At 71.3% G+C, this 22,401-nt stretch carries 20 protein-coding genes; all 20 read right to left on the bottom strand.

What is annotated here, in order from left to right; genetic code table 11:
* Positions 1 to 21 precede the first annotated feature (21 nt).
* Positions 22 to 1,980: an NADH-quinone oxidoreductase subunit L gene (nuoL, locus tag GA0070614_RS17755; protein ID WP_088977015.1), complete on the bottom strand. Its 1,959-nt coding sequence runs from the start codon at positions 1,978 to 1,980 to the stop codon at positions 22 to 24.
* Positions 1,981 to 1,991: 11 nt separating this feature from the next.
* Positions 1,992 to 2,309 (bottom strand): NADH-quinone oxidoreductase subunit NuoK, encoded by a 318-nt coding sequence (gene nuoK / locus GA0070614_RS17750; RefSeq protein ID WP_088977014.1) that lies wholly within the window; start codon positions 2,307 to 2,309, stop codon positions 1,992 to 1,994.
* Entirely contained in the window at positions 2,309 to 3,079 is a 771-nt protein-coding gene (locus GA0070614_RS17745) for an NADH-quinone oxidoreductase subunit J (RefSeq protein ID WP_088977013.1), read from the bottom strand. The genes nuoK and GA0070614_RS17745 overlap by 1 nt, the downstream gene beginning before the upstream one ends.
* The gene (gene nuoI, locus GA0070614_RS17740) at positions 3,076 to 3,717 is read right to left on the bottom strand and encodes an NADH-quinone oxidoreductase subunit NuoI (protein ID WP_088977012.1); all 642 of its coding nucleotides are present in this window, start codon (positions 3,715 to 3,717) and stop codon (positions 3,076 to 3,078) included. The genes GA0070614_RS17745 and nuoI overlap by 4 nt, the downstream gene beginning before the upstream one ends.
* Before the next feature lies 1 nt (position 3,718).
* Complete coding sequence (gene nuoH, locus GA0070614_RS17735; RefSeq protein ID WP_088977011.1) at positions 3,719 to 5,074, bottom strand: NADH-quinone oxidoreductase subunit NuoH; 1,356 nt, start codon at positions 5,072 to 5,074, stop codon at positions 3,719 to 3,721.
* Positions 5,071 to 7,581, bottom strand: a complete 2,511-nt coding sequence (locus GA0070614_RS17730) for an NADH-quinone oxidoreductase subunit G (RefSeq protein WP_088977010.1) — start codon at positions 7,579 to 7,581, stop codon at positions 5,071 to 5,073. The genes nuoH and GA0070614_RS17730 overlap by 4 nt, the downstream gene beginning before the upstream one ends.
* Positions 7,581 to 8,897, bottom strand: coding sequence for an NADH-quinone oxidoreductase subunit NuoF (gene nuoF / locus GA0070614_RS17725; RefSeq protein ID WP_088977009.1), 1,317 nt, complete (start codon positions 8,895 to 8,897; stop codon positions 7,581 to 7,583). Before nuoF ends, GA0070614_RS17730 begins: the two co-directional genes overlap by 1 nt.
* Positions 8,894 to 10,051, bottom strand: coding sequence for an NADH-quinone oxidoreductase subunit NuoE (gene nuoE / locus GA0070614_RS17720; RefSeq protein ID WP_088977008.1), 1,158 nt, complete (start codon positions 10,049 to 10,051; stop codon positions 8,894 to 8,896). The genes nuoF and nuoE overlap by 4 nt, the downstream gene beginning before the upstream one ends.
* A 52-nt stretch (positions 10,052 to 10,103) precedes the next feature.
* Positions 10,104 to 11,429, bottom strand: coding sequence for an NADH-quinone oxidoreductase subunit D (locus tag GA0070614_RS17715; protein WP_088977007.1), 1,326 nt, complete (start codon positions 11,427 to 11,429; stop codon positions 10,104 to 10,106).
* Positions 11,426 to 12,163 carry an NADH-quinone oxidoreductase subunit C gene (locus GA0070614_RS17710; protein WP_088977006.1) on the bottom strand — a complete coding sequence of 246 codons (738 nt, stop codon included), beginning with the start codon at positions 12,161 to 12,163 and terminating at the stop codon, positions 11,426 to 11,428. The genes GA0070614_RS17715 and GA0070614_RS17710 overlap by 4 nt, the downstream gene beginning before the upstream one ends.
* Positions 12,160 to 12,837 (bottom strand): NuoB/complex I 20 kDa subunit family protein, encoded by a 678-nt coding sequence (locus GA0070614_RS17705; RefSeq protein WP_088977005.1) that lies wholly within the window; start codon positions 12,835 to 12,837, stop codon positions 12,160 to 12,162. The genes GA0070614_RS17710 and GA0070614_RS17705 overlap by 4 nt, the downstream gene beginning before the upstream one ends.
* A 14-nt stretch (positions 12,838 to 12,851) precedes the next feature.
* The gene (locus tag GA0070614_RS17700; RefSeq protein WP_088977004.1) at positions 12,852 to 13,217 is read right to left on the bottom strand and encodes an NADH-quinone oxidoreductase subunit A; all 366 of its coding nucleotides are present in this window, start codon (positions 13,215 to 13,217) and stop codon (positions 12,852 to 12,854) included.
* Between the two features lie 134 nt (positions 13,218 to 13,351).
* The gene (locus GA0070614_RS17695) at positions 13,352 to 14,626 is read right to left on the bottom strand and encodes a geranylgeranyl reductase family protein (RefSeq protein ID WP_088977003.1); all 1,275 of its coding nucleotides are present in this window, start codon (positions 14,624 to 14,626) and stop codon (positions 13,352 to 13,354) included.
* Between the two features lie 133 nt (positions 14,627 to 14,759).
* Positions 14,760 to 14,984 (bottom strand): hypothetical protein, encoded by a 225-nt coding sequence (locus GA0070614_RS17690; RefSeq protein ID WP_088977002.1) that lies wholly within the window; start codon positions 14,982 to 14,984, stop codon positions 14,760 to 14,762.
* Between the two features lie 141 nt (positions 14,985 to 15,125).
* Positions 15,126 to 15,836 carry a demethylmenaquinone methyltransferase gene (locus tag GA0070614_RS17685; RefSeq protein ID WP_088977001.1) on the bottom strand — a complete coding sequence of 237 codons (711 nt, stop codon included), beginning with the start codon at positions 15,834 to 15,836 and terminating at the stop codon, positions 15,126 to 15,128.
* 131 nt (positions 15,837 to 15,967) lie between these two features.
* A complete protein-coding gene (locus tag GA0070614_RS17680; RefSeq protein WP_088977000.1) occupies positions 15,968 to 17,197 on the bottom strand; it encodes an LPXTG cell wall anchor domain-containing protein in 1,230 nt (409 codons plus the stop codon).
* 524 nt (positions 17,198 to 17,721) lie between these two features.
* Positions 17,722 to 18,927 (bottom strand): hypothetical protein, encoded by a 1,206-nt coding sequence (locus GA0070614_RS17675; protein ID WP_088976999.1) that lies wholly within the window; start codon positions 18,925 to 18,927, stop codon positions 17,722 to 17,724.
* Between the two features lie 188 nt (positions 18,928 to 19,115).
* Positions 19,116 to 20,306, bottom strand: a complete 1,191-nt coding sequence (mqnC, locus tag GA0070614_RS17670) for a cyclic dehypoxanthinyl futalosine synthase (RefSeq protein ID WP_088976998.1) — start codon at positions 20,304 to 20,306, stop codon at positions 19,116 to 19,118.
* A gap of 494 nt (positions 20,307 to 20,800) precedes the next feature.
* Positions 20,801 to 21,910: a 1,2-phenylacetyl-CoA epoxidase subunit PaaE gene (gene paaE, locus GA0070614_RS17665; RefSeq protein WP_088976997.1), complete on the bottom strand. Its 1,110-nt coding sequence runs from the start codon at positions 21,908 to 21,910 to the stop codon at positions 20,801 to 20,803.
* Positions 21,907 to 22,383, bottom strand: coding sequence for a 1,2-phenylacetyl-CoA epoxidase subunit PaaD (gene paaD / locus GA0070614_RS17660; RefSeq protein WP_088976996.1), 477 nt, complete (start codon positions 22,381 to 22,383; stop codon positions 21,907 to 21,909). Before paaD ends, paaE begins: the two co-directional genes overlap by 4 nt.
* Positions 22,384 to 22,401 lie beyond the last annotated feature (18 nt).

Raw genomic sequence — 22,401 nt, 5'->3', positions numbered from 1 at the left:
CGACGGCCGCCTGAAGGTCGATCACGCCAACCACCCCGCCTGGACGGCCAGGAACGCGGCCACCACGAGCAGCGCGCCGGTGAGGATGGACGTCGCGTACGACCGGACGAAGCCGGTCTGCAGCCGCCGGAGCCGGCCGGAGCCGCCACCCACCGCCGCGGCCAGGCCGTTGACCAGACCGTCGACGCCCCGGTTGTCGAGGAAGACCAGCGCCCGGGTGAGGAAGATGCCCGGCTTCTCGAAGACCGCCTCGTTGAAGGCGTCGGTGTAGAGGTTGCGCCGGGCGGCGGTGACCAGCACGCCCGCCGGCTGCGGCGCGGTGGCCGTGCCGTTGCGGAACAGCATCCAGGCGAGCCCGGCACCGAGCACGGTGACCAGCAGCGAGAGCACGGTGATGACGGTGTGCGACAGCACCGCGTGGTGGCCCTCCTCCTGCTCACCCAGTCCGGCGGTGGCGGTCAGCCAGTCCGGCACGGAGGTGGCCAGCAGGAAGCCGGCGCCGACCGAGCCGATCGCCAGCAGGATCAGCGGGATGGTCATCAGCTTCGGCGACTCGTGCGGGTGCTCGATGTCCTCGGTCCAGCGCTTCGGGCCGTGGAAGGTGAGCACGAAGAGACGGGTCATGTAGAAGGCGGTCAGCCCCGCGCCGAGCAGCGCCGCGCCGCCGAACAGCCAGGCCGTCCAGCCCTCCCGCTCGAACGCCGCCACGATGATCGGCTCCTTGGAGAAGAAGCCGGAGAAGGGGAACATGCCGATGATGGCGAGCCACCCCATCATGAAGGTCAGCCAGGTGACCTTCATGTACTTCGACAGCCCGCCGAAACGGCGGATGTCGACCTGGTCGTTCATGCCGTGCATGACCGAGCCGGCGCCGAGGAACATGTTGGCCTTGAAGAAGCCGTGCGCCAGCAGGTGCACGATCGCCAGCGCGTACGCCGCGCCGCCCAGGCCGACGCCGAGGAACATGTAGCCGATCTGGCTCACCGTCGACCAGGCCAGCACCCGCTTGATGTCGTCCTTGGCCGCACCGATGAGGCAGCCCATCAGCAGCGTGATCGCGCCGACGCTGACCACCACGAGCTGGAGGGTGGAGTTGGCCGAGAAGACCGGGTTCGAGCGGGCGATCAGGTAGACGCCCGCGGTCACCATGGTGGCGGCGTGGATGAGCGCCGACACCGGGGTCGGGCCCTCCATCGCGTCCGGCAGCCACGCCTGGAGCGGGAACTGGCCGGACTTGCCGGCCGCGCCGAGCAGCAGGAGCAGGCCCAGCACCAGCACGGTGCCGCTGGTCAGCGCGCCGACGCCGGTGAAGACCTCGTCGTACTGGGTGGTGCCGAGGGTGGCGAACATGATGAAGATGCCGATCGCCAGGCCGGCGTCGCCGACCCGGTTCATCAGGAACGCCTTCTTGCCGGCGGTGGCCGCGCTCGGCCGCCCGTACCAGAAGGAGATCAGCAGGTACGACGCCAGACCGACGCCCTCCCAGCCGAAGTAGAGCATCACGTAGTTGTTGCCGAGCACCAGCAGCAGCATCGCGGCGACGAAGAGGTTGAAGTACCCGAAGAACCGTCGCCGGCCCTCGTCGTGCGCCATGTACTCGACCGCGTAGAGGTGGATCAGGAAACCCACCCCGGTGATCAGCAGGACGAAGACCGCGGCCAGCGGGTCGAAGAGCAGACCGAAGTCCACCCGCAGGTCGCCGACCGTGATGAAGTCCCAGAGGCTCAGCTCGACGGACTTGTTCTCCAGGCCGCGCAGCTGGAAGAAGTAGCTCAGCCCGAGCACGAACGCGGCGCCGATGGCGGCCACCCCGAGCCAGTGCCCCCAGCGGTCGGCCCGCCGGCCGAGCAGCAGCAGGATCGCCGCGCTGACCAGCGGGATCGCCACCAGCAGCCAGACGCTGCTCAGCAGACCTCCGGCTTCCGCGTAGGCGACGGTGCCGGCCGGCTCGGCCTGGGCGTACGTCAGGATCTCATCCACCGCAGGGCCCCTCAGTACTTCAGCAGGTTGGCGTCGTCGACGCTCGCGGAGCGCCGAGTCCGGAAGATCGACATGATGATCGCGAGCCCGATCACGACCTCGGCCGCCGCCACCACCATCACGAAGAACGCCATGATCTGGCCGTTGAGGTCACCGTTGATCCGGCTGAAGGTGACCAGCGTCAGGTTCGCCGCGTTGAGCATCAGCTCGACGCACATGAACAGCACGATCGCGTTGCGCCGGACCAGCACCCCGACGGCGCCGATGGTGAACAGCACCGCCGCGAGGACCAGGTAGTAGTTCGGCTCGACCGAGAAGAACTGATCCATTACTTGTCCGTCCCCTTCAGCGTGGTCTCCTCGGCGGTCAGCTCCCGCACCGGCATGATCTCCGGGATGCTGCGCTCGGTGAGCCGGCCGTCCGGCAGCCGGGCCGGGGTGGCCACGGAGGACGAGGTGGCGAAGACACCCGGGCCGGGCTTCGGGCCGGGGTAGTTGCCGGGGCGGAACCGGGCCTTCATGGTGGCGACCTGGTCCATCCGGTCCTCCTTGCGCCGCTCCACGTGCGCCAGCACCATCGCGCCGACGGCGGCCGTGATCAGCAGCGCCGAGGTCAGCTCGAAGGCGAAGACGTACTTGGTGAAGAGCAGGCGGGCGATGCCCTGCACGTTGCCCTCGGCGTTCGGCTGGTCGAGCCCGACCGCGGTGACCCCGTCGAGGGCGCGGTACACGCCGGTGCCGACCAGGCCGGCGAAGCCGACGGCCAGCACGATCGCGGCGACCCGCTGGCCGCGCAGCGTCTCGATGAGCGAGTCCGAGGCGTCCCGGCCGACCAGCATCAGCACGAAGAGGAAGAGCATCATGATCGCGCCGGTGTAGACGATGATCTGCACCATGCCGATGAAGGGGCCCGCCTGGAGCACGTAGAACACGCCCAGGCAGAGCATGGTCAGCACCAGCCAGAGCGCGGAGTGCACCGCGTTGCGGGCCAGGACCATGCCGATCGCGCCGATCAGCGCCAGGGGGGCGAGGATCCAGAAGGTGACCTGCTCACCCCCGGAGACCTCGCCCGCCGCGGCGAGCACCGTCTGCGTGGTCATGCTCCTGCTCCCTTGCCCGCCTCGGCCCGCTGGGCGTGCTGCTCGGCGCCGGGGAAGGTCACCCCGGGGTGCTCCTCGAGCTGGTACCGGCCCGGGTTGTTGGCCGAGTGCTCGGCACCGGCCGAGGTGCCCGGGTTGGTCAGCGCGCCGACGTAGTAGTCCTTCTCGCTGTCACCCAGCCGCATCGGGTGCGGCGGCTGCTCCATCCCCGGCAGCAGCGGCGCGAGCAGCTGCTCCTTGGTGAAGATCAGGTCCTGCCGGCTGTCCCGGGCCAGCTCGTACTCGTTGCTCATGGTGAGTGAACGGGTCGGGCAGGCCTCGATGCAGAGCCCGCAGAAGATGCACCGGGCGTAGTTGATCTGGTAGACGCTGGCGTACCGCTCACCCGGCGAGAAGCGCTGCTCGTCGGTGTTGTCGCCACCCTCGACGTAGATCGCGTCCGCCGGGCAGGCCCAGGCGCACAGCTCGCAGCCGATGCACTTCTCCAGGCCGTCCGGGTGCCGGTTGAGGATGTGCCGGCCGTGGTAGCGCGGCGCCGAGACCGGCGGCTTGAACGGGTAGTCGGTGGTGACGACCTTCTTGAACATGTGCGAGAAGGTGACCCCGAAGCCCTTGAACGTTCCGGTGATCGCGCCCACGTCACACCTCCCTGGAGTCCGAGCCGGCGGCGACGTTGGCCGGCTCCCGCTCGGCGACCACGCGCTTGGTGCGCGGGCTCGGTGGTACCTGAAGGTCCATCGGGGGCAGCGGGAAGCTGCCGTGCGGCCGACTGTTGACCTGTTCCTGGACGGACGGCTTCGGCGCCTGCTTACGGCTCGGCCACAGCAGGGTGACCAGCAGCAGCACGCCCGCGCCGACGGCGGTGGCGAGCAACCGGTCCCGCGACTGCCAGTCCTCGATCGAGCGCAGACCGGCCAGGACCAGGATCCAGACCAGGTTGATCGGGAGGAGGACCTTCCAGCCGAAGCGCATGAACTGGTCGTAGCGGAGCCGGGGCAGGGTGCCCCGGAGCCAGACGAAGACGAAGACCAGCATCACGACCTTGGCGAAGAACCAGAGCATCGGCCACCAACCGGAGTTGGCGCCCGCCCAGATGGTGGTGATCGGGGCCGGGGCGCGCCAGCCGCCGAGGAAGAGCGTCGTGGTGACCGCGGACATGGTCACCATCGCGACGTACTCGGAGAGCATGAAGAGCGCGAACTTCAGCGAGCTGTACTCGGTCATGAAGCCCGCGACCAGCTCGGACTCCGCCTCCGGCAGGTCGAACGGGGCCCGGTTGGTCTCACCGACGGTGGCGATGAAGAAGATGATGAAGCTGGGCAGCAGCAGGATCGCGTACCAGCCGGGGGCCGGGATCTCGGTGCCGAACACGGTCAGCCGGGTGGCGTCCCCCTGCGCGGCGACGATCCCGCTGGTGGACATCGTGCCGGCGGTCATGAAGACCGCGACGATGCTCAGCCCCATCGCGACCTCGTACGAGATCATCTGGGCGCTGGAGCGCAGGCCACCGAGGAGCGGGTACGTCGAGCCGGAGGCCCAGCCGCCGAGCACGATGCCGTAGACGGCCAGCGAGGAGCAGGCCAACAGCACCAGCACCGCCACCGACACGTCGGTGACCTGCAGCGGCGTCCAGTGGCCGAAGATGCTGACCATCGGGCCGAACGGGATCACCGAGAGGGCGGTGACCGCACAGACCACCGAGATGACCGGCGCGAAGAAGTAGACGACCTTGTCGGCGGCCTTCGGGAGGATGTCCTCCTTGAACGCCATCTTCAGGCCGTCGGCGAGGGTCTGCAGCAGGCCGAACGGGCCGACCTGGTTGGGGCCGGGCCGGACCGCCATCCGGCCGACGACCCGCCGCTCGAACCAGACGCCGAGCAGCGTGGCGAGCAGACCGAAGGCGAACGCGAAGACGATCTTGCCAAGGACCAGCCACCACGGGTCCTTGCCGAAGTCGGCCAGCGTCGGGTCCTGCGCGAGGTAGAGCGCGCTCACTGGTTACCCCCAGCGTTGAGGAGCGGACCCGGACGGCCGGCCTCGTCCGCCGCGACCCGCCCGGCCGGCACGGTCGCGCCGGTCGAGGTGGGGACGGAGAGCCGGACGACCGTGCCGGACGTCGCGCCGAGGCTGCGCCGCACGGTCGAGCCGGGTGAGTTGGTCGGCAGCCAGACGACGCCGTCCGGCATCTCGGTGACCGCGGCGGGCAGGGTCAGCGCGCCACGGTCGGTGCCCACCGTGACCGGGTCGCCGTCGGCGACGCCGATCGCCTCGGCGGTGCCCTTGCCCAGCCGGACCACCGGCGGGCGGGCGGTGCCGGCGAGATGCTCGTCGCCGTCGGTGAGGCTGCCCAGGTCGATGAGCTGGTGCCAGGTGGCCAGCACGGCCTCCCCGGCGCCTGGCTGCGGCACGGTCGCCGGGGCGACGGACGGCGCGGCGGGCCGCTCCGTCCGGGTCTGCGGCAGCCCGCCCAGCTCGCGCCGGATGCTCGGCACGTCACCGGTGCCCAGCCGGACGTCGAGCTGCGCGGCGAGCGCGTCCAGCACCCGTCCGTCGGTCAGCGCGCCGGTGTGCAGCACCTCCTCGAAGGTGCGCAGCCGGCCCTCCCAGTCCAGGAAGCTGCCGGCCTTCTCGACCACCGGGGCGACCGGGAAGACCACGTCCGCCCGGCGGGCCACCGCCGAGTTGCGCAGCTCCAGGCTGACCAGGAACGGCACCGCGTCCAGGGCCTGCTCGGCCAGCCGGGGGTCGGCCAGGTCGGCCGGGTCCACGCCGGCCACCACCAGGGCGCCGAGCTGGCCGTTGGCCGCCGCGGCGACGATCTGGTCGGTGTCCCGGCCGGCCTGGCTGGGAATCACCCCGGCCGGGATGTCCCAGGCCTCACCCAGCTCGGCACGGGCGGCCGGCTCGGTGACCAGGCGCCCGCCGGGGAGCAGGTTGGGCAGGCAGCCCGCGTCGACCGCGCCGCGGTCACCCGCGCGCCGCGGCACCCAGGCCAGCTTCGCGCCGGTACGCCGGGCGACGTCCGCGGCGGCGGAGAGGCCACCGGGCACGCCGGCCAGCCGCTCGCCGACGAAGAGGATCGCACCCTCGGCGCCGAGCGCCTCGGCCACCGTGTCGTGCTCGGCGAGCACGCTCGCCTCCTCGCCCGGCACCACCCGGGCCAGCTTGGCCCCGAGCTTCTCCAGGCCCCGGGTGGCGAACGGGGCGATCGCGTAGACCTTGAGCTTCTTCTTCAGGTACGCCTTGCGCAGCCGCAGGAAGAGGATCGGGCACTCCTCCTCCGGCTCCAGCCCGACCAGCACCACCGTGGACGCCTTCTCCACGTCGGCGTAGGTCACGTCGGTGATCCCGGCGACGGTGCTGGCCAGGAACTCGGCCTCCTCGCGGGAGACCGGCCGGGCCCGGAAGTCGATGTCGTTGGTGTGCAGGGCGACCCGGGCGAACTTCGCGTACGCGTAGGCGTCCTCGACGGTGAGCCGGCCACCGGTCAGCACCGCGGTGCCCTGCCCGCCGTCCCGGGCGGCGCGCAGCCCCTCGGCGGCCCGGGTCAGCGCCTCGCTCCAGGACGCCTCGCGCAGCTCGCCGCTGCGCTCGTCGCGGACCAGCGGGGTGGTGAGCCGGTCGAAGGCGCGGGTGTACTGGAAGCCCCACCGCCCCTTGTCGCAGTTCCACTCCTCGTTGACCTGCGGGTCGTCGCCGGCCAGCCGGCGCAGCACCTTGCCGCGCCGCCAGTCGGTGCGCTGGGCGCAGCCGGCCGAGCAGTGCTCGCAGACGCTGGGCGTGGAGACCAGGTCGAACGGGCGGGCCCGGAACCGGTACTGGGTGCCGGTCAGCGCGCCCACCGGGCAGATCTGCACGGTGTTGCCGGAGAAGTACGAGTTGAACGGCACGTCACCGGCGTCGCCCTCTTCGCCGTACGCGTCGTCCCGGTAGATATTGATCTCCTCGGCGGACGACCGGCCCATCAGGTCGATGAACTTGTCGCCGGCGATCTCCTCGGAGAAGCGGGTGCAGCGCTGGCAGAGCACGCACCGCTCGCGGTCGAGCAGCACCTGGGTGCTGATCGGCAGCGGCTTCTCGTACTCCCGCTTGTGCTCGTGGAAGCGCGAGTCGGTGCGGCCGGTGGACATGGCCTGGTTCTGCAGCGGGCACTCGCCGCCCTTGTCGCACATCGGGCAGTCGAGCGGGTGGTTGAGCAGCAGCAGCTCCATGACCCCCTCCTGCGCCTTCTTGGCGACCGGGGAGGTGAGCTGGGTCCGCACCACCATGCCGTCGGCGACGGTCTGGGTGCAGGAGGCGACCGGCTTGCGCTGCCCCTCCACCTCGACCAGGCACTGGCGGCAGGCGCCGGCCGGGGCCAGCAGCGGGTGGTCGCAGAACCGGGGGATCTCGGTCCCCAACTGCTCGGCGACCCGGATCAGCAGCGCCCCCTTCGGGGCGGTGACCTCGACGCCGTCGATGGTGAGGGTGACGGTCTCGGTCGGCTTGGCTACGTCGGTCATCAGTGCGCCCCTACCAGGGTCTTCTCCGACAACTTGGGTGCGGTACGTCCCTCGATGTAGTCGAGGTAGTCCTGCTTGAAGTACTTCAGCGACGAGGTCACCGAGCTGGTCGCACCGTCACCCAGACCGCAGAACGAGCGGCCGAGGATGTTGTCGCAGGTGTCGAGCAGGGTGTCCAGGTCCTCGTGGGTGCCCTGGCCGGCGAGGATCCGCCGGTAGACCCGGACCATCCAGTAGTTGCCCTCGCGGCACGGGGTGCACTTGCCGCACGACTCGTGGTGGTAGAACTCCAGCCACCGGTAGGTCGCGTAGACCGGGCAGTCCTGGTCGGAGAAGATCTGGGTGGCCGTGGTGCCCAGGATCGAGCCGGCCGCCGCCACTCCCTCGAAGTCCAGCGGGACGTCCAGGTGCTCGGCGGTCAGCAGCGGCGTCGACGAGCCACCCGGGGTCCAGAACCGCAGGTTGTGCCCGGGCTGCATCCCCCCGGCCAGCTCGATCAGCTCGCGCAGGGTGATCCCCATCGTGCACTCGAACTGGCCCGGGTTGGCGATCCGGCCGGAGAGCGAGTAGATCATCGGGCCGGAGGACTTCTCCGTGCCCATGGTCTTCCACCAGTCCGCGCCGCCCAGCACGATGTACGGCACGCTGGCGATGGTGCCGACGTTGTTGACCACGGTCGGGCTGGCGTACAGGCCGTGGGTCGCCGGGAACGGCGGGCGCAGCCGGGGCTGGCCCCGGAAGCCCTCCAGCGAGTCCAGCAGCGCGGTTTCCTCACCGCAGATGTACGCCCCGGCGCCGGAGTGCACCACCAGGTCCAGGTCGAAGCCGCTGCCCTGGATGTTGCGGCCCAGGTAGCCCTTGGCGTACGCCTCCTGGACGGCGTGGCGCAGCCGCCGCGCGGCGTGCACCGCCTCGCCCCGGATGTAGATGTAGGCGCGGTTGGCCCGGATCGCGTACGACGCGATGATCACGCCCTCGACCAGCGAGTGCGGGTCGTGCGTCATCAGCGGCAGGTCCTTGCAGGTGCCCGGCTCGCCCTCGTCGGCGTTGACCACGAGGTAGTGCGGCTTGCCGTCGCCCTGCGGGATGAAGCCCCACTTCAGGCCGGTGGGGAAGCCCGCGCCGCCGCGCCCGCGCAGGCCGGAGTCCTTGATCAGCTGGATCAGGTCGTCCGGGTGGGCCTTGAGGGCCTTGCGCAGCGCCGCGTAGCCGTCGAGCTTCTCGTAGGTGCCGATCCGCCAGGCGTCCGGCGACAGCCAGCGCTTGGTCAGCACCGGCGTCAGCTTGGCCAGCGTCTCCGGCCGGGGAGTGGTCACTTCTGGACCCCCGTCTCGCTCGCGACGGCGGAACCGGCGCCGTTGCTGCCGGCCCCTGCCTCGGCTTCCTTCAGGTTGCGCTGCTGCGCCCCGGCCTCGTCGCCGGCGGGCTTGCCGTCACCGGCGGGCGCGTTCGCGGCGGTGCCGGCGGCCTGCGCCTCCCGCGCGTCCCGGGGGGCCGGCGCGGTGGGGTCCGTCGGGACCTTGGTGCCGGGGGCGTCGGGGACGGCGGTCCGGGCGTCGGGCTGCCGGGTCTCGGCGGCCCGGATCTCCGGTGACTTGTCGTCCGGCGACTTCACGTCCGGTGCGGTGCTGCCGGTGGCCCGCTCGGCCGGGGCCGGCTCGCCGACGCCCGCGTTGCCGGGCGTGCCCGACGCGACGGCGCTGCCGGTCGGGGCCGGCGCCGTGGCGGGGGCCGGCTTCGCGGCCTCGGCCTTCGCCTTCGCCTCGGCGGCGGCCTTGTCGGCCTCGGCCTTGCTCCGGATCGGCGTGTTCGGGTCGAAGCCCGGCACCGCGATGCCGTGCTGCTCGGCCAGGCGCAGGCCCCGCAGGGTCGGCTCGCCCGGCCCGCCGTCGGCGACCGCGCCGTCACGCTCGTCGGCGAAGCCGGCGAGCTGCACGGCCATCTCCTTGAGCGTGCAGAGCCGGGCGCCCCGGGTCGGCATCGGCCGGCCACCGGCCCGCAGTTCCTCGACCACCCCGAGCGCGGACTGCGGGTCCACGTTGTCGAAGAAGTCGTAGTTGACCGTCATGACGGGCCCGTAGTCGCAGGCCGCCAGGCACTCGGCGTGCTCCAGGGTGATCTTGCCGTCGGCGGTGGTCTCGTCGTGCCCGACGCCGAGGTGCTCGGCGAGGGTGTCGTAGACCTCCTGGCCGCCGAGCACGTTGCACATGGTGTTGGTGCAGACGCTGACCAGGAAGTCGCCGGTCGGACGGCGCTTGTACATGGTGTAGAAGGTGGCGACCGCGCCGACCTGGGCCTTGTTCAGCCCGAGCACCTCGGCGCAGAACTCCACGCCGGCCGGGGAGACGTACCCCTCCTCGGACTGCACCAGGTGCAGCAGCGGCAGCAGCGCCGAGCGGGACCGGTCGGCGGGGTACCGGGCGATGATCTCGCGCGCCCGGGCCCGGGTCTCTTCGGTGAAGACAGTCATCAGAGTCGCCTTCCGTTCGCGACTGCGGGGCTCGCCAGCTCACTCCTCGCGCTCACCTGTCACAACCCCCCATGACGGGGTCCAGCGAGGCGCCACCGGCGATCACGTCGGCGATCAGGCCGCCCTCGGCCATCGCCGGGAGGGCCTGGAGGTTGATGAAGCTCGGCTCCCGGTAGTGCACCCGGTAGGGACGGGTGCCGCCGTCGGAGACCGCGTGCACGCCCAGTTCGCCGCGGGGCGACTCGATGCCGACGTACACCTGGCCCGGCGGGACCCGGAAGCCCTCGGTGACGAGCTTGAAGTGGTGGATCAGCGACTCCATCGACTGACCCATGATCTTGGCGACGTGCTCCAGCGAGTTGCCCATGCCGTCGACGCCGATGGCGAGCTGTGCCGGCCAGGCGATCTTCCGGTCGGCCACCATCACCGGGCCCGGCTTCAACCGGTCCAGCGCCTGCTCGACCAGCTTGAGCGACTCCCGGATCTCGGCGAGCCGGACCAGGTAGCGGCCCCAGACGTCGCCGTCGGTGTGCGTCGGCACGTCGAACTCGTACGTCTCGTAGCCGCAGTACGGCATCGTCTTGCGCAGGTCCCAGGCGAGGCCGGCGGAGCGCAGCACCGGACCGGTCACCCCGAGCGCGAGGCAGGCGGTCACGTCGAGCACCGCCACGTTCGTCGTCCGCTCGATCCAGATCGGCTGGCCGGAGAGGAGGTTCTCGTACTCCTTGAGCTTCTTCGGCATCAGCTTCAGGAACTCGCGGATCTTGACGATCGCCTCGTCCGGCACGTCCTGCGCCACGCCGCCCGGCCGGACGTACGCGTGGTTCATCCGCAGGCCGGTGATGATCTCGAAGATCTCCAGGATGTACTCACGCTCGCGGAAGCCGTAGAGCATCATGTTGATCGCGCCCAGCTCCATGCCGGTGGTGGCCAGCCAGACCAGGTGCGAGGAGATCCGGTTCAGCTCCATCATCAGCACCCGGATGGTGGTGGCCCGCTCGGTCACCTCGTCGGTGATGCCGAGCAGCTTCTCCACCGCCAGCGCGTACGCCGTCTCGTTGAACAGCGGGGAGAGGTAGTCCATCCGGGTCACGAAGGTCGAGCCCTGGACCCAGTTGCGGTACTCCAGGTTCTTCTCGATGCCGGTGTGCAGGTAACCGACGACCGAGCGGGCCTCGCGGACCGTCTCGCCCTCCAGCTCCAGGATCAGCCGGAGCACGCCGTGCGTGGACGGGTGCTGCGGACCCATGTTGACGACGATGCGCTCGTCGTTGATCGGGTCGGTACCGGAGACGACCGTGTCCCAGTCCCCACCGGTGACGGTGAAGACCTTGCCCTCGGTGGTCTCGCGCTCGGTGGCGTAGTTCGACGTCGTCACTGGTACGACCTCCGCTGGTCCGGCGGCGGGATCTCCGCGCCCTTGTACTCGACGGGCACGCCGCCGAGCGGGTAGTCCTTGCGCTGCGGGTGCCCCTCCCAGTCGTCCGGCATGAGGATCCGGGTGAGGTTGGGGTGGCCGTCGAAGACGATGCCGAACATGTCGTACGTCTCCCGCTCCTGCCAGTCGGCGGTCGGGTAGACGCTGGTGACGCTCGGCAGGTGCGGGTGCTCGGCGGAGACCGCGGCCTCCAGCCGGACCGTGCGCCGGTAGGTCATCGAGGTGAGCTGGTAGACGACGTGCAGCCGGCGGTCGTCGGCGCCCAGGTAGTCCACACCGGAGACCGAGGAGCAGAGCTCGAAACGCAGCCCCAGGTCGTCCCGCATCACCTGGCACACCTCGGCGATCCGCTCCGGCCGGACGTGCAGGGTCAGCTCGCCCCGGTCGACGACGACCTTCTCGATCGCCTCGCCGAAGGCCGGGTACGCCTCCTCCAGCGCGTCGCGGACCTCGTCGAAGTAGCCGCCGTACGGCCGGGGGCTCTCCTCGATCGGCCGGCGCTGGCGGACCAGGCCGCCGAAGCCGGAGACGTCGCCGCTGCCGTGGATGCCGAACATGCCGCGGCCGGCGGGGCTGGACGGCGGGTGCTCCGCCGGGGCGCCGCTGGAGGCGCCGGCCGGCGTGGTCGGGACCGGCACGCCGCCGTTGTCGTTCCTGTCGTTGGGTGCGGTCACTTGATGCCCCCGTGCTGGTGCAGGTGGTTCTGGGCCTTCATCCAGTTCTCGATCCGCAACTGCTCCTCGCGCCCCTCGCGGACGGCCTTCGTCCACTCGGCACGCCGGGCCTTGTCGTTGCGGTACGACGAGGGCATCGAGCCGTACGGCACGACGGGCACGTCGCCGCGCTCCTTGCGGGCCTCGAGCATCTTGCGGCCGTTCGGGCCCAGCGGCTCGTACATGATCTTCTCGCGGAGCTTGAGCACCGCGTCGATGAGCATCTCCGGCCGGGGCGGGCAGCCCGGGAGGTACATGTCGACCGGGACGATGTGATCGACGCCCTGCACGATGGCGTAGTTGTTGAACATGCCGCCGCTGCTGGCGCAGACGCCCATCGAGATGACCCAGCGGGGCTCCGCCATCTGGTCGTAGATCTGGCGCAGGACCGGGGCCATCTTCTGGCTCACCCGACCGGCCACGATCATCAGGTCGGCCTGGCGCGGCGAGGCGCGGAACACCTCCATGCCCCAGCGACCCATGTCGTAGTGCGGGCCACCGGCGGCCATCATCTCGATGGCGCAGCAGGCCAGGCCGAAGGTGGCGCCCCAGACGGACGACTTCCGCGACCAGTTGACCAGCTTCTCCACGGAGGTGAGCAGGACGCCGGCGGGGAGCTTCTCCTCGATGCCCATCTGACGTACCTCCCTCAGTCCCAGTCCAGGCCGCCGCGCCGCCACACGTAGGCGTACGCGACGAAGACCGCGACGATGAACAGGACCATCTCCACGAAGCCGAAGATCGGCAGGGCGTCGAACGAGACCGCCCAGGGGTAGAGGAAGATGATCTCGATGTCGAAGACGATGAAGAGCATCGCCGTCAGGTAGAACTTGATCGGGAACCGTCCGCCGCCCACCGGCTGGGGACTCGGCTCGATGCCGCACTCGTACGCTTCGAGCTTGGCCTTGTTGAAGCGCCGGGGCCCGGCGAAGCGAGCGGCGGCCACGGAGAACAGCGAGAACCCCGCGGCGAGGGCGAACAGCCCGATGATCGGTGCGTAAGGCGAGAGCGACATCTTTTCTCCTGCTCGTCCTTCCCCTGCCCCTGGTGCTTGGCCAAAATCACACTATTCACGTCCCTCGTGACGGCCGTCAGCGGGGGTCGATCTCTGTCCGGCCCGGGGCCGGCGTTGGCCCCGGGCGTGGTCCACTACACGGCCGGCGCCGCCTTCGTCATCGCGTTGATGACCCGGTCCATCGCGTCCCCGCCGCGCGGGTCGGTCAGGTTCGCCAGCAGCTTGAGCACGAAGCGCATCAGCGTCGGGTGCGGCATGCCGTGCTTGGTCGCCATCCGCATCACCTCCGGACGGCCGATCAGCTTCACGAAGATCCCGCCGAGCCGGTAGTAGCCGCCGAAGCGGGCCTTCAGCTCCTGCGGGTACGCCATCAACGCCCGCTCCCGGTCGGCCCCGGCCGGTCGGGCGAGCGCCTGGACCGCGATCTCGGCGGCCAGCTCGCCGGACTCCATCGCGTACGCGATGCCCTCGCCGTTGAACGGGTTGACCATGCCGCCGGAGTCGCCGACCAGCAGCACCCCGCGGGTGTAGTGCGGGACCCGGTTGAAGCCCATCGGCAGCGCCGCGCCGAGGATCGGCCCCTCGGCGTTCGTCTCGTCGGTCATCCCCCAGTCCTCGGGGGTGTTGGCCAGCCAGTCGGTGAGCAGCCGCCGGTAGTTGGTCTTGCCGAAGGCCGAGGACGAGTTGAGCACGCCCAGGCCGACGTTGACCCGGCCGTCACCGAGGCCGAAGATCCAGCCGTACCCGGGCAGCAGCGCGTCGCTGCCCTTGGCCCGCAGCTCCAGCCACGACTCCAGGTAGTCGTCGTCGTGCTTGGCGGCCGAGCGGTAGTAGCGCCGGACGGCCACGCCGATCGGCCGGTCCTCCCGCTTGGCCAGCCCGAGGGCGAGCGGGAAGCGGCCGGAGACGCCGTCCGCGGCGACCACCAGCGGGGCGCGGAAGCTGACCGGCTCCTTCTCCGGGCCGACCTCGGCCTGCACGCCGATCACCCGGTCGTCGGCGTCGAGCACCGGGCCGAGCACGTTCACGCCGGTGCGCAGCTTCGCGCCGGCGGCGACCGCGCGCTGGGCGAGCAGGTCGTCGAAGTCCAGCCGGGTACGCACCAGGCCGTAGTTGGGGAAGCTGGCCAGGTCGGGCCAGTCCAGTTCGAGGCGTACCCCGCCGCCGATCACCCGCAGGCCCTTGTTGTGCAGCCAACCGGCCTCGGGCGAGGTGTCCACACCCATCCGGACGAGCTGCCGCACGGCCCGGGGAGTCAGGCCGTCACCGCAGACCTTCTCCCGGGGGAACTCGGTCTTCTCCAGCAGCAGCACACGTACGCCGTGCCGCGCCAGGTGGTACGCCGTCGCCGATCCTCCGGGACCGGCGCCCACGACGATCACGTCGGCGTCGTTCTCCACCGCGGTCATCTGCGCCTCCTCCCGCACGCTCGTGAAATGCTTCACAAGCCGATCGGGTTGGAGTCTATGACCGGTGTCATACCCCCGCCGGACCAGGGGTACCTAACTTGCCGGTAACAAGCCGGGCGGCGTCCCCCGGAGGTCAGCGGCGCGCCGGTGCGGCGGTGTCCAGGCCGGCGTCGAGCCGGATCGTGTCGGGCAGGTGCTCGCGCAGCGCCCCGCCGGCGGCGCGGTCCAGCGCGGCCAGCACCTCGGCAACCACCTGACGGACGTCGGCGGGATCCGCACCGGCCAGCTCCTTGAGCTGCGCGATGAGTTCGGCGGCGTCGTCGTCGTTCGCCGCGTCCACCTGCTCCGGTCCCGTCATGCAGGGCAGCTTACGGGGCTGAATGCCTGCAAGTCGGACATTCACGAAACACCGCTCGGCAGCGCCGCCCACCGGCGCTCCGCAGCCGGTCGCATCGGCGCGGACCGTCCTCACCCCGCGCCGGGTCGACGCGGGCCGGCCTCAGTCCCGGACCGCGCGGTGCAGCGCCACCACGCCGCCGGTCAGGTTCCGCCAGGCCACCCGGCCCCAGCCGGCCGCGCCGATGCGTGCGGCGAGAGCCGGCTGGTCCGGCCACGCCCGGATCGACTCGGCCAGGTAGACGTACGCGTCGGGGTTGCTGGAGACGGCGCGCGCCACGGCCGGCAGCGACCGCATCAGGTACGACAGGTAGACGGTGCGGAAGGCCGGGTTCACCGGCGTGCTGAACTCGCACACCACCAGCCGGCCGCCCGGCCGGGTCACCCGCGCGAACTCGCGCAGCGCCGCGTCGGTGTCGTTGACGTTGCGCAACGCGAAGGAGATGGTCACCGCGTCGAAACTCGCGTCGGCGAAGGGCAGCCGCAGCGCGTCACCGGCCAGCAGCGGCACCCCCGGGCGGGACCGCTTGCCGGCGTACAGCATGCCGAGCGACAGGTCGGCGCCGACCGCGTACGCCCCCGAGTGGGCGAGTTCCTCGGTCGAGACGCCGGTGCCGGCGCCCACGTCCAGCACCCGGTCGCCCGGGCGCAGGTCGAGCGCGGCCCGGGTCGCCCGCCGCCACAGCCGGTCCTGGCCGAAGGAGAGGACGGTGTTGGTCAGGTCGTAGCGGGCGGCCACACCGTCGAACATCGCGGCGACCTCGTGCGGCTGCTTGTCCAGGCTGGCGCGCTGGCCCTGCGGGGTACGGCTCACCCCTCCACTCTGCCAGCCGCCCCGCGACCGGCGTCCGCTGGGGCGTACCGCCTCCGGCCGGCGGCGTCGGCGGCCGACCGGTACGCGAAAGGGCGGGGTGGTCGCCCACCCCGCCCTCGACACGCGACGGATCAGCTGTCGGACTTCTCGTCGCCCGGGGTCACCAGGACCACCTTGCGGCGGCGGGAGAGCACCACCAGCGCGCCACCGGCGAGCAGCACCGCGCCACCGATCCCGCCGATCAGGCCGGCCTGCACACCGGTCACCGGCAGGCCGCCGTCGCCGGAGCCGCCACCGCTGCCGCCACCCGAGGTCGGGGTCGCGGTCGGCTGGCCGGTCGGGGTGGGCTCACCGGTCGGGGTCGGCGAGGGCTGCGTGCTCAGGTCGACGAAGACGTCGAACTGGGCGATGTTGTCGACCGGGTCGGTCTCGGTGAACGTCTTGCGCTGCAGGGAGGTGGCCGCCTTCGGCTCCTCCTCCGGCTGGCCCTCGGCACCGTCCAGGCCGGCGGCGAAGAGGAAGCCGGGGCGCAGCACCTTCTCGGTGGCGTCGGCGTCGACCTTGACCCGCACCTCGGCGGCGTAGAACTCGCCCGGCCGCAGCACCGCGCCCTCGTCCTCGCAGTACGCCTGGGCGAGCCCGCCCAGCTGCTGCTCGACGCAGCCCTCGGGCAGCTCGGCGAAGGTGACGTCGGCCGGCAGGGTGATGCCGTACGCGATGCCGGTGGCCTTGCGGCTGCCGTCGTTGTAGACCGCCCAGTCCAGCGGGGCGGTCTGGCCCGGCCGCACCGGCGTCAGGTTCGCCTCGCCGGCCTCGTCGCCGTCGACGACCACGTCGGCGTACACGTCCTGCACCCAGGTGGTGAGGTCGTAGCCGGGCTTGGCGACGGTGATGTCGTGCTCGACGGTGTTGTTCTCCAGGTCGGGGTCGGCGGTGGCCGCGCTGATGGTCACCACCAGCGTGCCGGCGTCACCACGACCACCGGTGGAGAAGAGCGGGATGCCGAAGTCCTCGGTGGTGCCGGCGGCCAGGTCGCCGAGGAGGCAGCTGAAGCGGGTGCCGTCGACCTCGCAGCCCTCGGGCACGACCACGCCGACCTTGCGGTCCTTGAGGCCCTTGGTCTCGACGGTGACCCGGACGTCCTTGGCGTCGACCGTGCCGGTGGTGTTGTCGACCTGGAACTTGAACGGCTTGGCCTTGGCCTCCTTGACGCCCTTGGCCAGCTCGTAGCTGAGCGGGATCAGTTGGAGGTCGGCCTGGTCGGCCGCCTGCGCCGGAGCGGCGACGGTGGCGATGCCGGCCGCGGCGAGCACGGCCACGGCGCCGGCGCGGGCCAGGGCCGAGCGGTGGAGCAGAGTCATCGATCCCCCGGGGATTAGGGACAGTGGGAATGGGTTGCGGATCGAGCGGACGGTATCGGAGATCGACGGGGGTGCGCCAGCGGCGGGACGCGTTTCCCGACCGTCCGAGCCGGACGGACGACACAGTGGGGGCGGGATGGTGGAACCATCCCGCCCCCACTGCCGTGCGTTATATGTGAACGGCCCTCATGGGCCGATGGAGGACACGCCTCGATTGCCGGCCGACCCTTCCCACCTGCTCGAACAGGCGTCGAAAGGTACGCGGGCCGCACGTTAGCGCCCGCCGGCCGACCCCGCCAGCCCCCGCGCCGGACGCCACCGGGCGGGACGCCCCGCCGCCACCCGCAGATTGTCGGGATTGACAGCTCTTGTGCCGGGCACTCCGGCCGACCGGTCGTCCGAACGGTCGTCAGGAATACCGTCCCGACGGCTCCGATCAGGACTTTCGGCCGGTCACCCGGACGCGAGCGGTCGGTCACCCGGTGTGGGCGGGAGAGGCCCCGCCCACACCGTCGCGGATCCGGTCAGGCCGTCGGCTTCTCGTCGCCCGGGGTCACCAGCACCACCCGGCGACGCCGCGCCATCATCAGCAGCGCGCCACCGGCGGCCAGCACCGCCACCCCGACACCACCGATCAGGCCGGCCTGCGGGCCGGTGACCGGCAGGCCGCCGTCGTCACCGGTGCCGCCGCCACCGCCATTGGCGGCGGCCACGACCCTGACCGCGAAGTCGTCGCTGTCGTCGCTCGGGTCGACGTCCTTGACGAGGGTGAGCTTCTCGGTCAGGAACGAGGGCAGCTCGCTGGCGGCGGCCTTGGCGAGGCTCTTCTCGGTCACCGGCAGCTCGCCCCGGGCGCTGGCCCCGATGGTGCCGCCGGAGAGGGTGACCGGCGCCTCGACGTCGGCGGCGACCTTCACCGGGAAGACGGGGTACACCGCGCTGTCCGGCTTGAGCTGGGTGCTGCCCGCCCCACAGGTGGCGCTGCGCCGGTCGGCGGCGACCGTGCACCCCTTCAGCTCCTCGGTGAGGGTGACCCCCTTGGGCAGGGAGATGGTGAAGTCGAGGCCGTCGGCGATCATGTCGCCCTGGTTCATGACGGACGCGAAGACGACGGTCTCGTCGCCCGGGTTGAGCACCGGCTTCTTCACGTCCGGCTCGCCACCGGGCTTCCAGACGAGCTGGAGGTTGATGTCCGGGGCCCACACCGACAGGTCGACGCCGTTCTCATCGGTGAGTTCGACCTTCACCGTCTCGGAGTTGTTCGCGGCGTTCGTGTCGCCCGGCGCGACCACGGTGAAGGTGACCGGCGCGGCGTACGCGCCCTTCAGCTCGTCGGTGCCGCGGAACACCACCAACGGCAGCTCGGACGTGGTGCCCGGGCCCGGAACGGCGAACTCGGGTACGACGCAGTCCCAGAGGAGCCGGCCGTCGACCTTGGTCTCCTCGCACTCGCGCTCGGCGAACGGGGAGAGCCCCACCTTGTCCAGGTCGAGCTGGGAGACGTCCACGGTGATCCGGACGTCGGTGGGGATGGTGTCGCCCTTGTTGCCGATCTTGATGAAGCCGAGCTTGCCCTCGGTGCCGGCGGCGACCCGGGTGCCGGCGACGTCGATGGACAGGTCGGTCCCCGCGCCCTCGGCGTACGCGGGAGTGCCGAGCACGGTGAACGCGCCGGAGGCGAGCAGGGCGGCGGCGCCGAGCCGCGCCAGCGGACGGTTACGGAAGATCATGGAAGGTTTCCCCCGTCGGGAAGGGTGAACGGTACGCCGCACCCTAGCGACGGGTCGTCCACCCCGCTGCCCCGCTCGACACCACGCCGGCATCGGCGACCGTCACGGCACCAGCCGTCCGCCGTACGGCCGCCGTGGCGACGCCGCTCGGACGCCGCCACCTGCCCGAAGGGCGGAGGGCCGACCGTTCAGCGGGCGTCGACCAGCGGCAACTGCCGCCCGGCGCCGCCACCCGGCATGGCGATCGAGGAGAAGTGCGAGACCACCCGCTCGTCGGTCGGATCGTCGGCCGGCGTGTGGTGCACGGCGAGCCGGCGGTAGAGGGTGTCCCGCTGGGCGGGGATCCGACCCGCCGACCGGATCATGCCGATCAGCTCGTGCAGGTTGGAGCGGTGCCGGGCGCCGGCCGAGGAGATGACGTTCTCCTCCAGCATGATCGAGCCGAGGTCGTCCACACCCATGTGCAGCGCGAGCTGGCCGACGTCCTTGCCGGTGGTCAGCCAGGACGCCTGCAGGTGCGGCACCGTCTCGAAGAAGAGTCGGGCCACCGCGACCAGCCGCAGGTACTCCAGGGTGGTGGCCTGGGTACGGCCCTTGAGGTGGTTGTTCTCCGGCTGGTACGTCCACGGGATGAAGGCCCGGAAGCCGCCGGTGCGGTCCTGCACGTCGCGGATCATCCGCAGGTGCTCGATCCGCTCGGCGTTGGTCTCGCCGGTGCCCATCATCATCGTCGCGGTCGACTCGACGCCCTGCCGGTGGGCCAGCTCCATGACCTCCAGCCAGCGGGCGCCCGACTCCTTGAGCGGGGCGATCGCCTTGCGGGGCCGCTCCGGCAGCATCTCCGCGCCGGCGCCGGCGATCGAGTCGAGGCCGGCGGCCTTGATCCGGGCGATGGCCTCGTCCAGGCCGACGCCGGAGACCTTGGCCATGTGCAGGATCTCGCTCGGCCCGATGGAGTGGATGGCGAGCTGCGGGTACGCCTTCTTGACCGAGGAGAACAGCTCCTCGTAGTACTCCACCCCGTAGTCCGGGTGGTGGCCGCCCTGGAGCATGACCTGGGTGGCGCCCAGCTCGACCGCCTCGCCGCAGCGGCGCAGGATCTCCTCGGTCGGGTGGGTCCAGCCCTCCTTGTGCTTGGGGGCCCGGAAGAACGCGCAGAACTTGCACGCCGTCACGCAGACGTTCGTGTAGTTGATGTTGCGGTCGATCAGGTACGTGACGACGTTGTCCGGATAGCGCCGCCGGCGGACCGTGTCCGCCGCCTCGCCCAGGGCGTGGAAGGGCGCCTCGGTGTAGAGCAGCAGGGCCTCCTCGGGCGTGATCCGCCCGCCGTCCGCGCCGCGCTGCAGGATGTCGTCGATCTCCCGGCTCACCGTCACGTCCTTGAGGGTACGCCGGTCAGCCGCTGTACCCCTGCGGCGGTGTTCACATATGTGACGTGCCAGGACCTCGAACGCCCCACGATCTTATTTCCAAGAGCCACCTTCAAGTCCGACCAACGACTGCTCTTCGAGCACGTACGACGGGCGGGCGTGTCGGAAAGCCTTCGCTACGAACATCTACGGGCGCACGAAGAATGCCTGCTGTCGATCCCCGATGCCCTCGCGTGGTGTTGGGCGAAGGGCGGGCACTGGCGAACGGCGGTGCAAGGACTGATCAGCGAGACACGCCAAGTGTGACGTCCGGAAGACGCGAGACCCGGCCCACCTACCGTCCGGAAGGCTGCCGGGTCCACTTCCGAGGAGCTAGTGCTCCTGGCATCTGCAGGCCACCGCGCCGCACCTACCGGAACAGGCGGATCAGCCGCGAGTGGCACGTCGCCTGTTCCGATGCGACATGCCACTCCACCCGCATGGCTCACCAGCGTTCCACGTCACGCGTCGTAGTCCACCGTGAGCGTGTCGGTGGTCGGGCTGGACTGGCAGGTGAGCACGTACCCGGCCGCCACCTCGTCCGGCTCCAGGGCGTAGTTGCGGGCCATCGTCACCTCACCGGAGACGACCTTGGCCCTGCAGGTCGAGCAGACCCCGCCCTTGCAGGCGTACGGCAGCTCGCCGCGGACCTTCAACGCGGCGTCCAGCACCCGTTCCTCCCGCCCCATCGTGAAGCGGGACGCCCGGCCGTCCAGCAGGATGGTCACCTCGGTGCCGGCGCCCGGCTCGTCGGTGGGCCGGCGCACCGGCTCCGGCGGAGCGTCGACGTGGAACAGCTCGGTACGCACCGCCGACTCGGGCACCCCGCGCCCGGTCAGCACCGCCTTCGCGTCCACCACCATCCCGTACGGGCCGCAGAGGAACCACTCCTCGATCGCGTCGCCGGGGACGATCGTGTCCAACAGCCGGGCCAGCCGGTCGGCGTCGATCCGCCCGGACAGCAACGGCGACTCGCCCGGCTCCCGGGAGAGCACGTGCACCAGGTGCAGCCGGGTCGGGTAGCGGTCCTTCAGGTCGGCCAGCTCCTCGGCGAACATCACCGTGTTGGCCGTGCGGTTGCCGTACACCAGGGTGAAGGTGCTGGCCGGCTCGACGGCCAGGGCGGTCGCGACCAGCGACAGCACCGGGGTGATGCCGGAGCCGGCGACCACCGCGCCGTACCGGCGGACCCGCTCCGGCGCGAACGCCGTGGTGAAGTGCCCGAGCGGGGGCAGCACCTCGACGGTGTCGCCGCCGCGCAGGGCGCCGCAGGCGTACGCGGAGAACGCGCCGCCGGGTACCTCCCGCACCCCGATCCGCAGCCGGCCGTGCCGGGCCAGCTCGTCCGGCGTCGAGCAGATCGAGTACGACCGCCGCACGTCCGCCCCGTCCGGCCCGATCCGCCGCACCGTGAGGTGCTGCCCGGCGGAGAACGCGAAGGTCTCGCGCAGTTCCTCCGGCACGGCGAAGGTGATCGCCACGGCGTCGTCGGTGAGCCGGTCCACGGCGTCGACGTGCAGCGGGTGGAAGACCGGCCGGCGGCGGACCGGGCGGGTGATGGTGACAGTCACAGCGCCTTCAGGTGGTCGAAGGGTTCGGAGCAGGAGCGGCACCGCCAGAGCGCCTTGCAGGCGGTCGAGCCGAACCGGCTCACCTGCTCGGTCTCCGGCGACCCGCAGCGCGGGCAGCGTACGGCGAGGGTCAGCGGCACCACGGTGCCACCGTGCGACGCGGGGGCCGGCGGGGCGATGCCGGCGGCGGCCAGCTTCGCCCGGCCCGCCTCGGTGATCCAGTCGGTGCTCCAGGCGGGGCTGTACACCGTGCGGACCTCGGCGTCCGGGTGGCCGGCGGCGGCGAGCGCCCGGCGGATGTCGGCGCGGATCACGTCCATCGCCGGGCAGCCGGTGTAGGTCGGGGTGATGGTGACGACGACCCGACCGCTGGCCGGATCCTCCTCCACCGCCCGCAGGATGCCCAGCTCGTCGATGGTGACGACCCGGATCTCCGGATCCACCACCGACGCGGCCGCCTCCCTGGGTGTCACCGGTGCCGCCTCTCGTTC

It is taken from the genome of Micromonospora coxensis (assembly GCF_900090295.1).
Lineage (GTDB): Bacteria > Actinomycetota > Actinomycetes > Mycobacteriales > Micromonosporaceae > Micromonospora > Micromonospora coxensis.
Note: the sequence above shows the minus strand (reverse complement) of the source record. Positions and strands in the feature narration are given on the sequence as shown.

Coding starts and splice junctions, on each gene's coding strand:
- GA0070614_RS17705 (WP_088977005.1), bottom strand. CDS start 12,837: ATGGGCATCGAGGAGAAGCTCCCCGCCGGCGTCCTGCTCACCTCCGTG.
- GA0070614_RS17690 (WP_088977002.1), bottom strand. CDS start 14,984: ATGACGGGACCGGAGCAGGTGGACGCGGCGAACGACGACGACGCCGCC.
- nuoK (WP_088977014.1), bottom strand. CDS start 2,309: ATGGATCAGTTCTTCTCGGTCGAGCCGAACTACTACCTGGTCCTCGCG.
- nuoE (WP_088977008.1), bottom strand. CDS start 10,051: ATGACTGTCTTCACCGAAGAGACCCGGGCCCGGGCGCGCGAGATCATC.
- GA0070614_RS17730 (WP_088977010.1), bottom strand. CDS start 7,581: ATGACCGACGTAGCCAAGCCGACCGAGACCGTCACCCTCACCATCGAC.
- GA0070614_RS17700 (WP_088977004.1), bottom strand. CDS start 13,217: ATGTCGCTCTCGCCTTACGCACCGATCATCGGGCTGTTCGCCCTCGCC.
- GA0070614_RS17680 (WP_088977000.1), bottom strand. CDS start 17,197: ATGACTCTGCTCCACCGCTCGGCCCTGGCCCGCGCCGGCGCCGTGGCC.
- GA0070614_RS17675 (WP_088976999.1), bottom strand. CDS start 18,927: ATGATCTTCCGTAACCGTCCGCTGGCGCGGCTCGGCGCCGCCGCCCTG.
- GA0070614_RS17695 (WP_088977003.1), bottom strand. CDS start 14,626: ATGACCGCGGTGGAGAACGACGCCGACGTGATCGTCGTGGGCGCCGGT.
- GA0070614_RS17745 (WP_088977013.1), bottom strand. CDS start 3,079: ATGACCACGCAGACGGTGCTCGCCGCGGCGGGCGAGGTCTCCGGGGGT.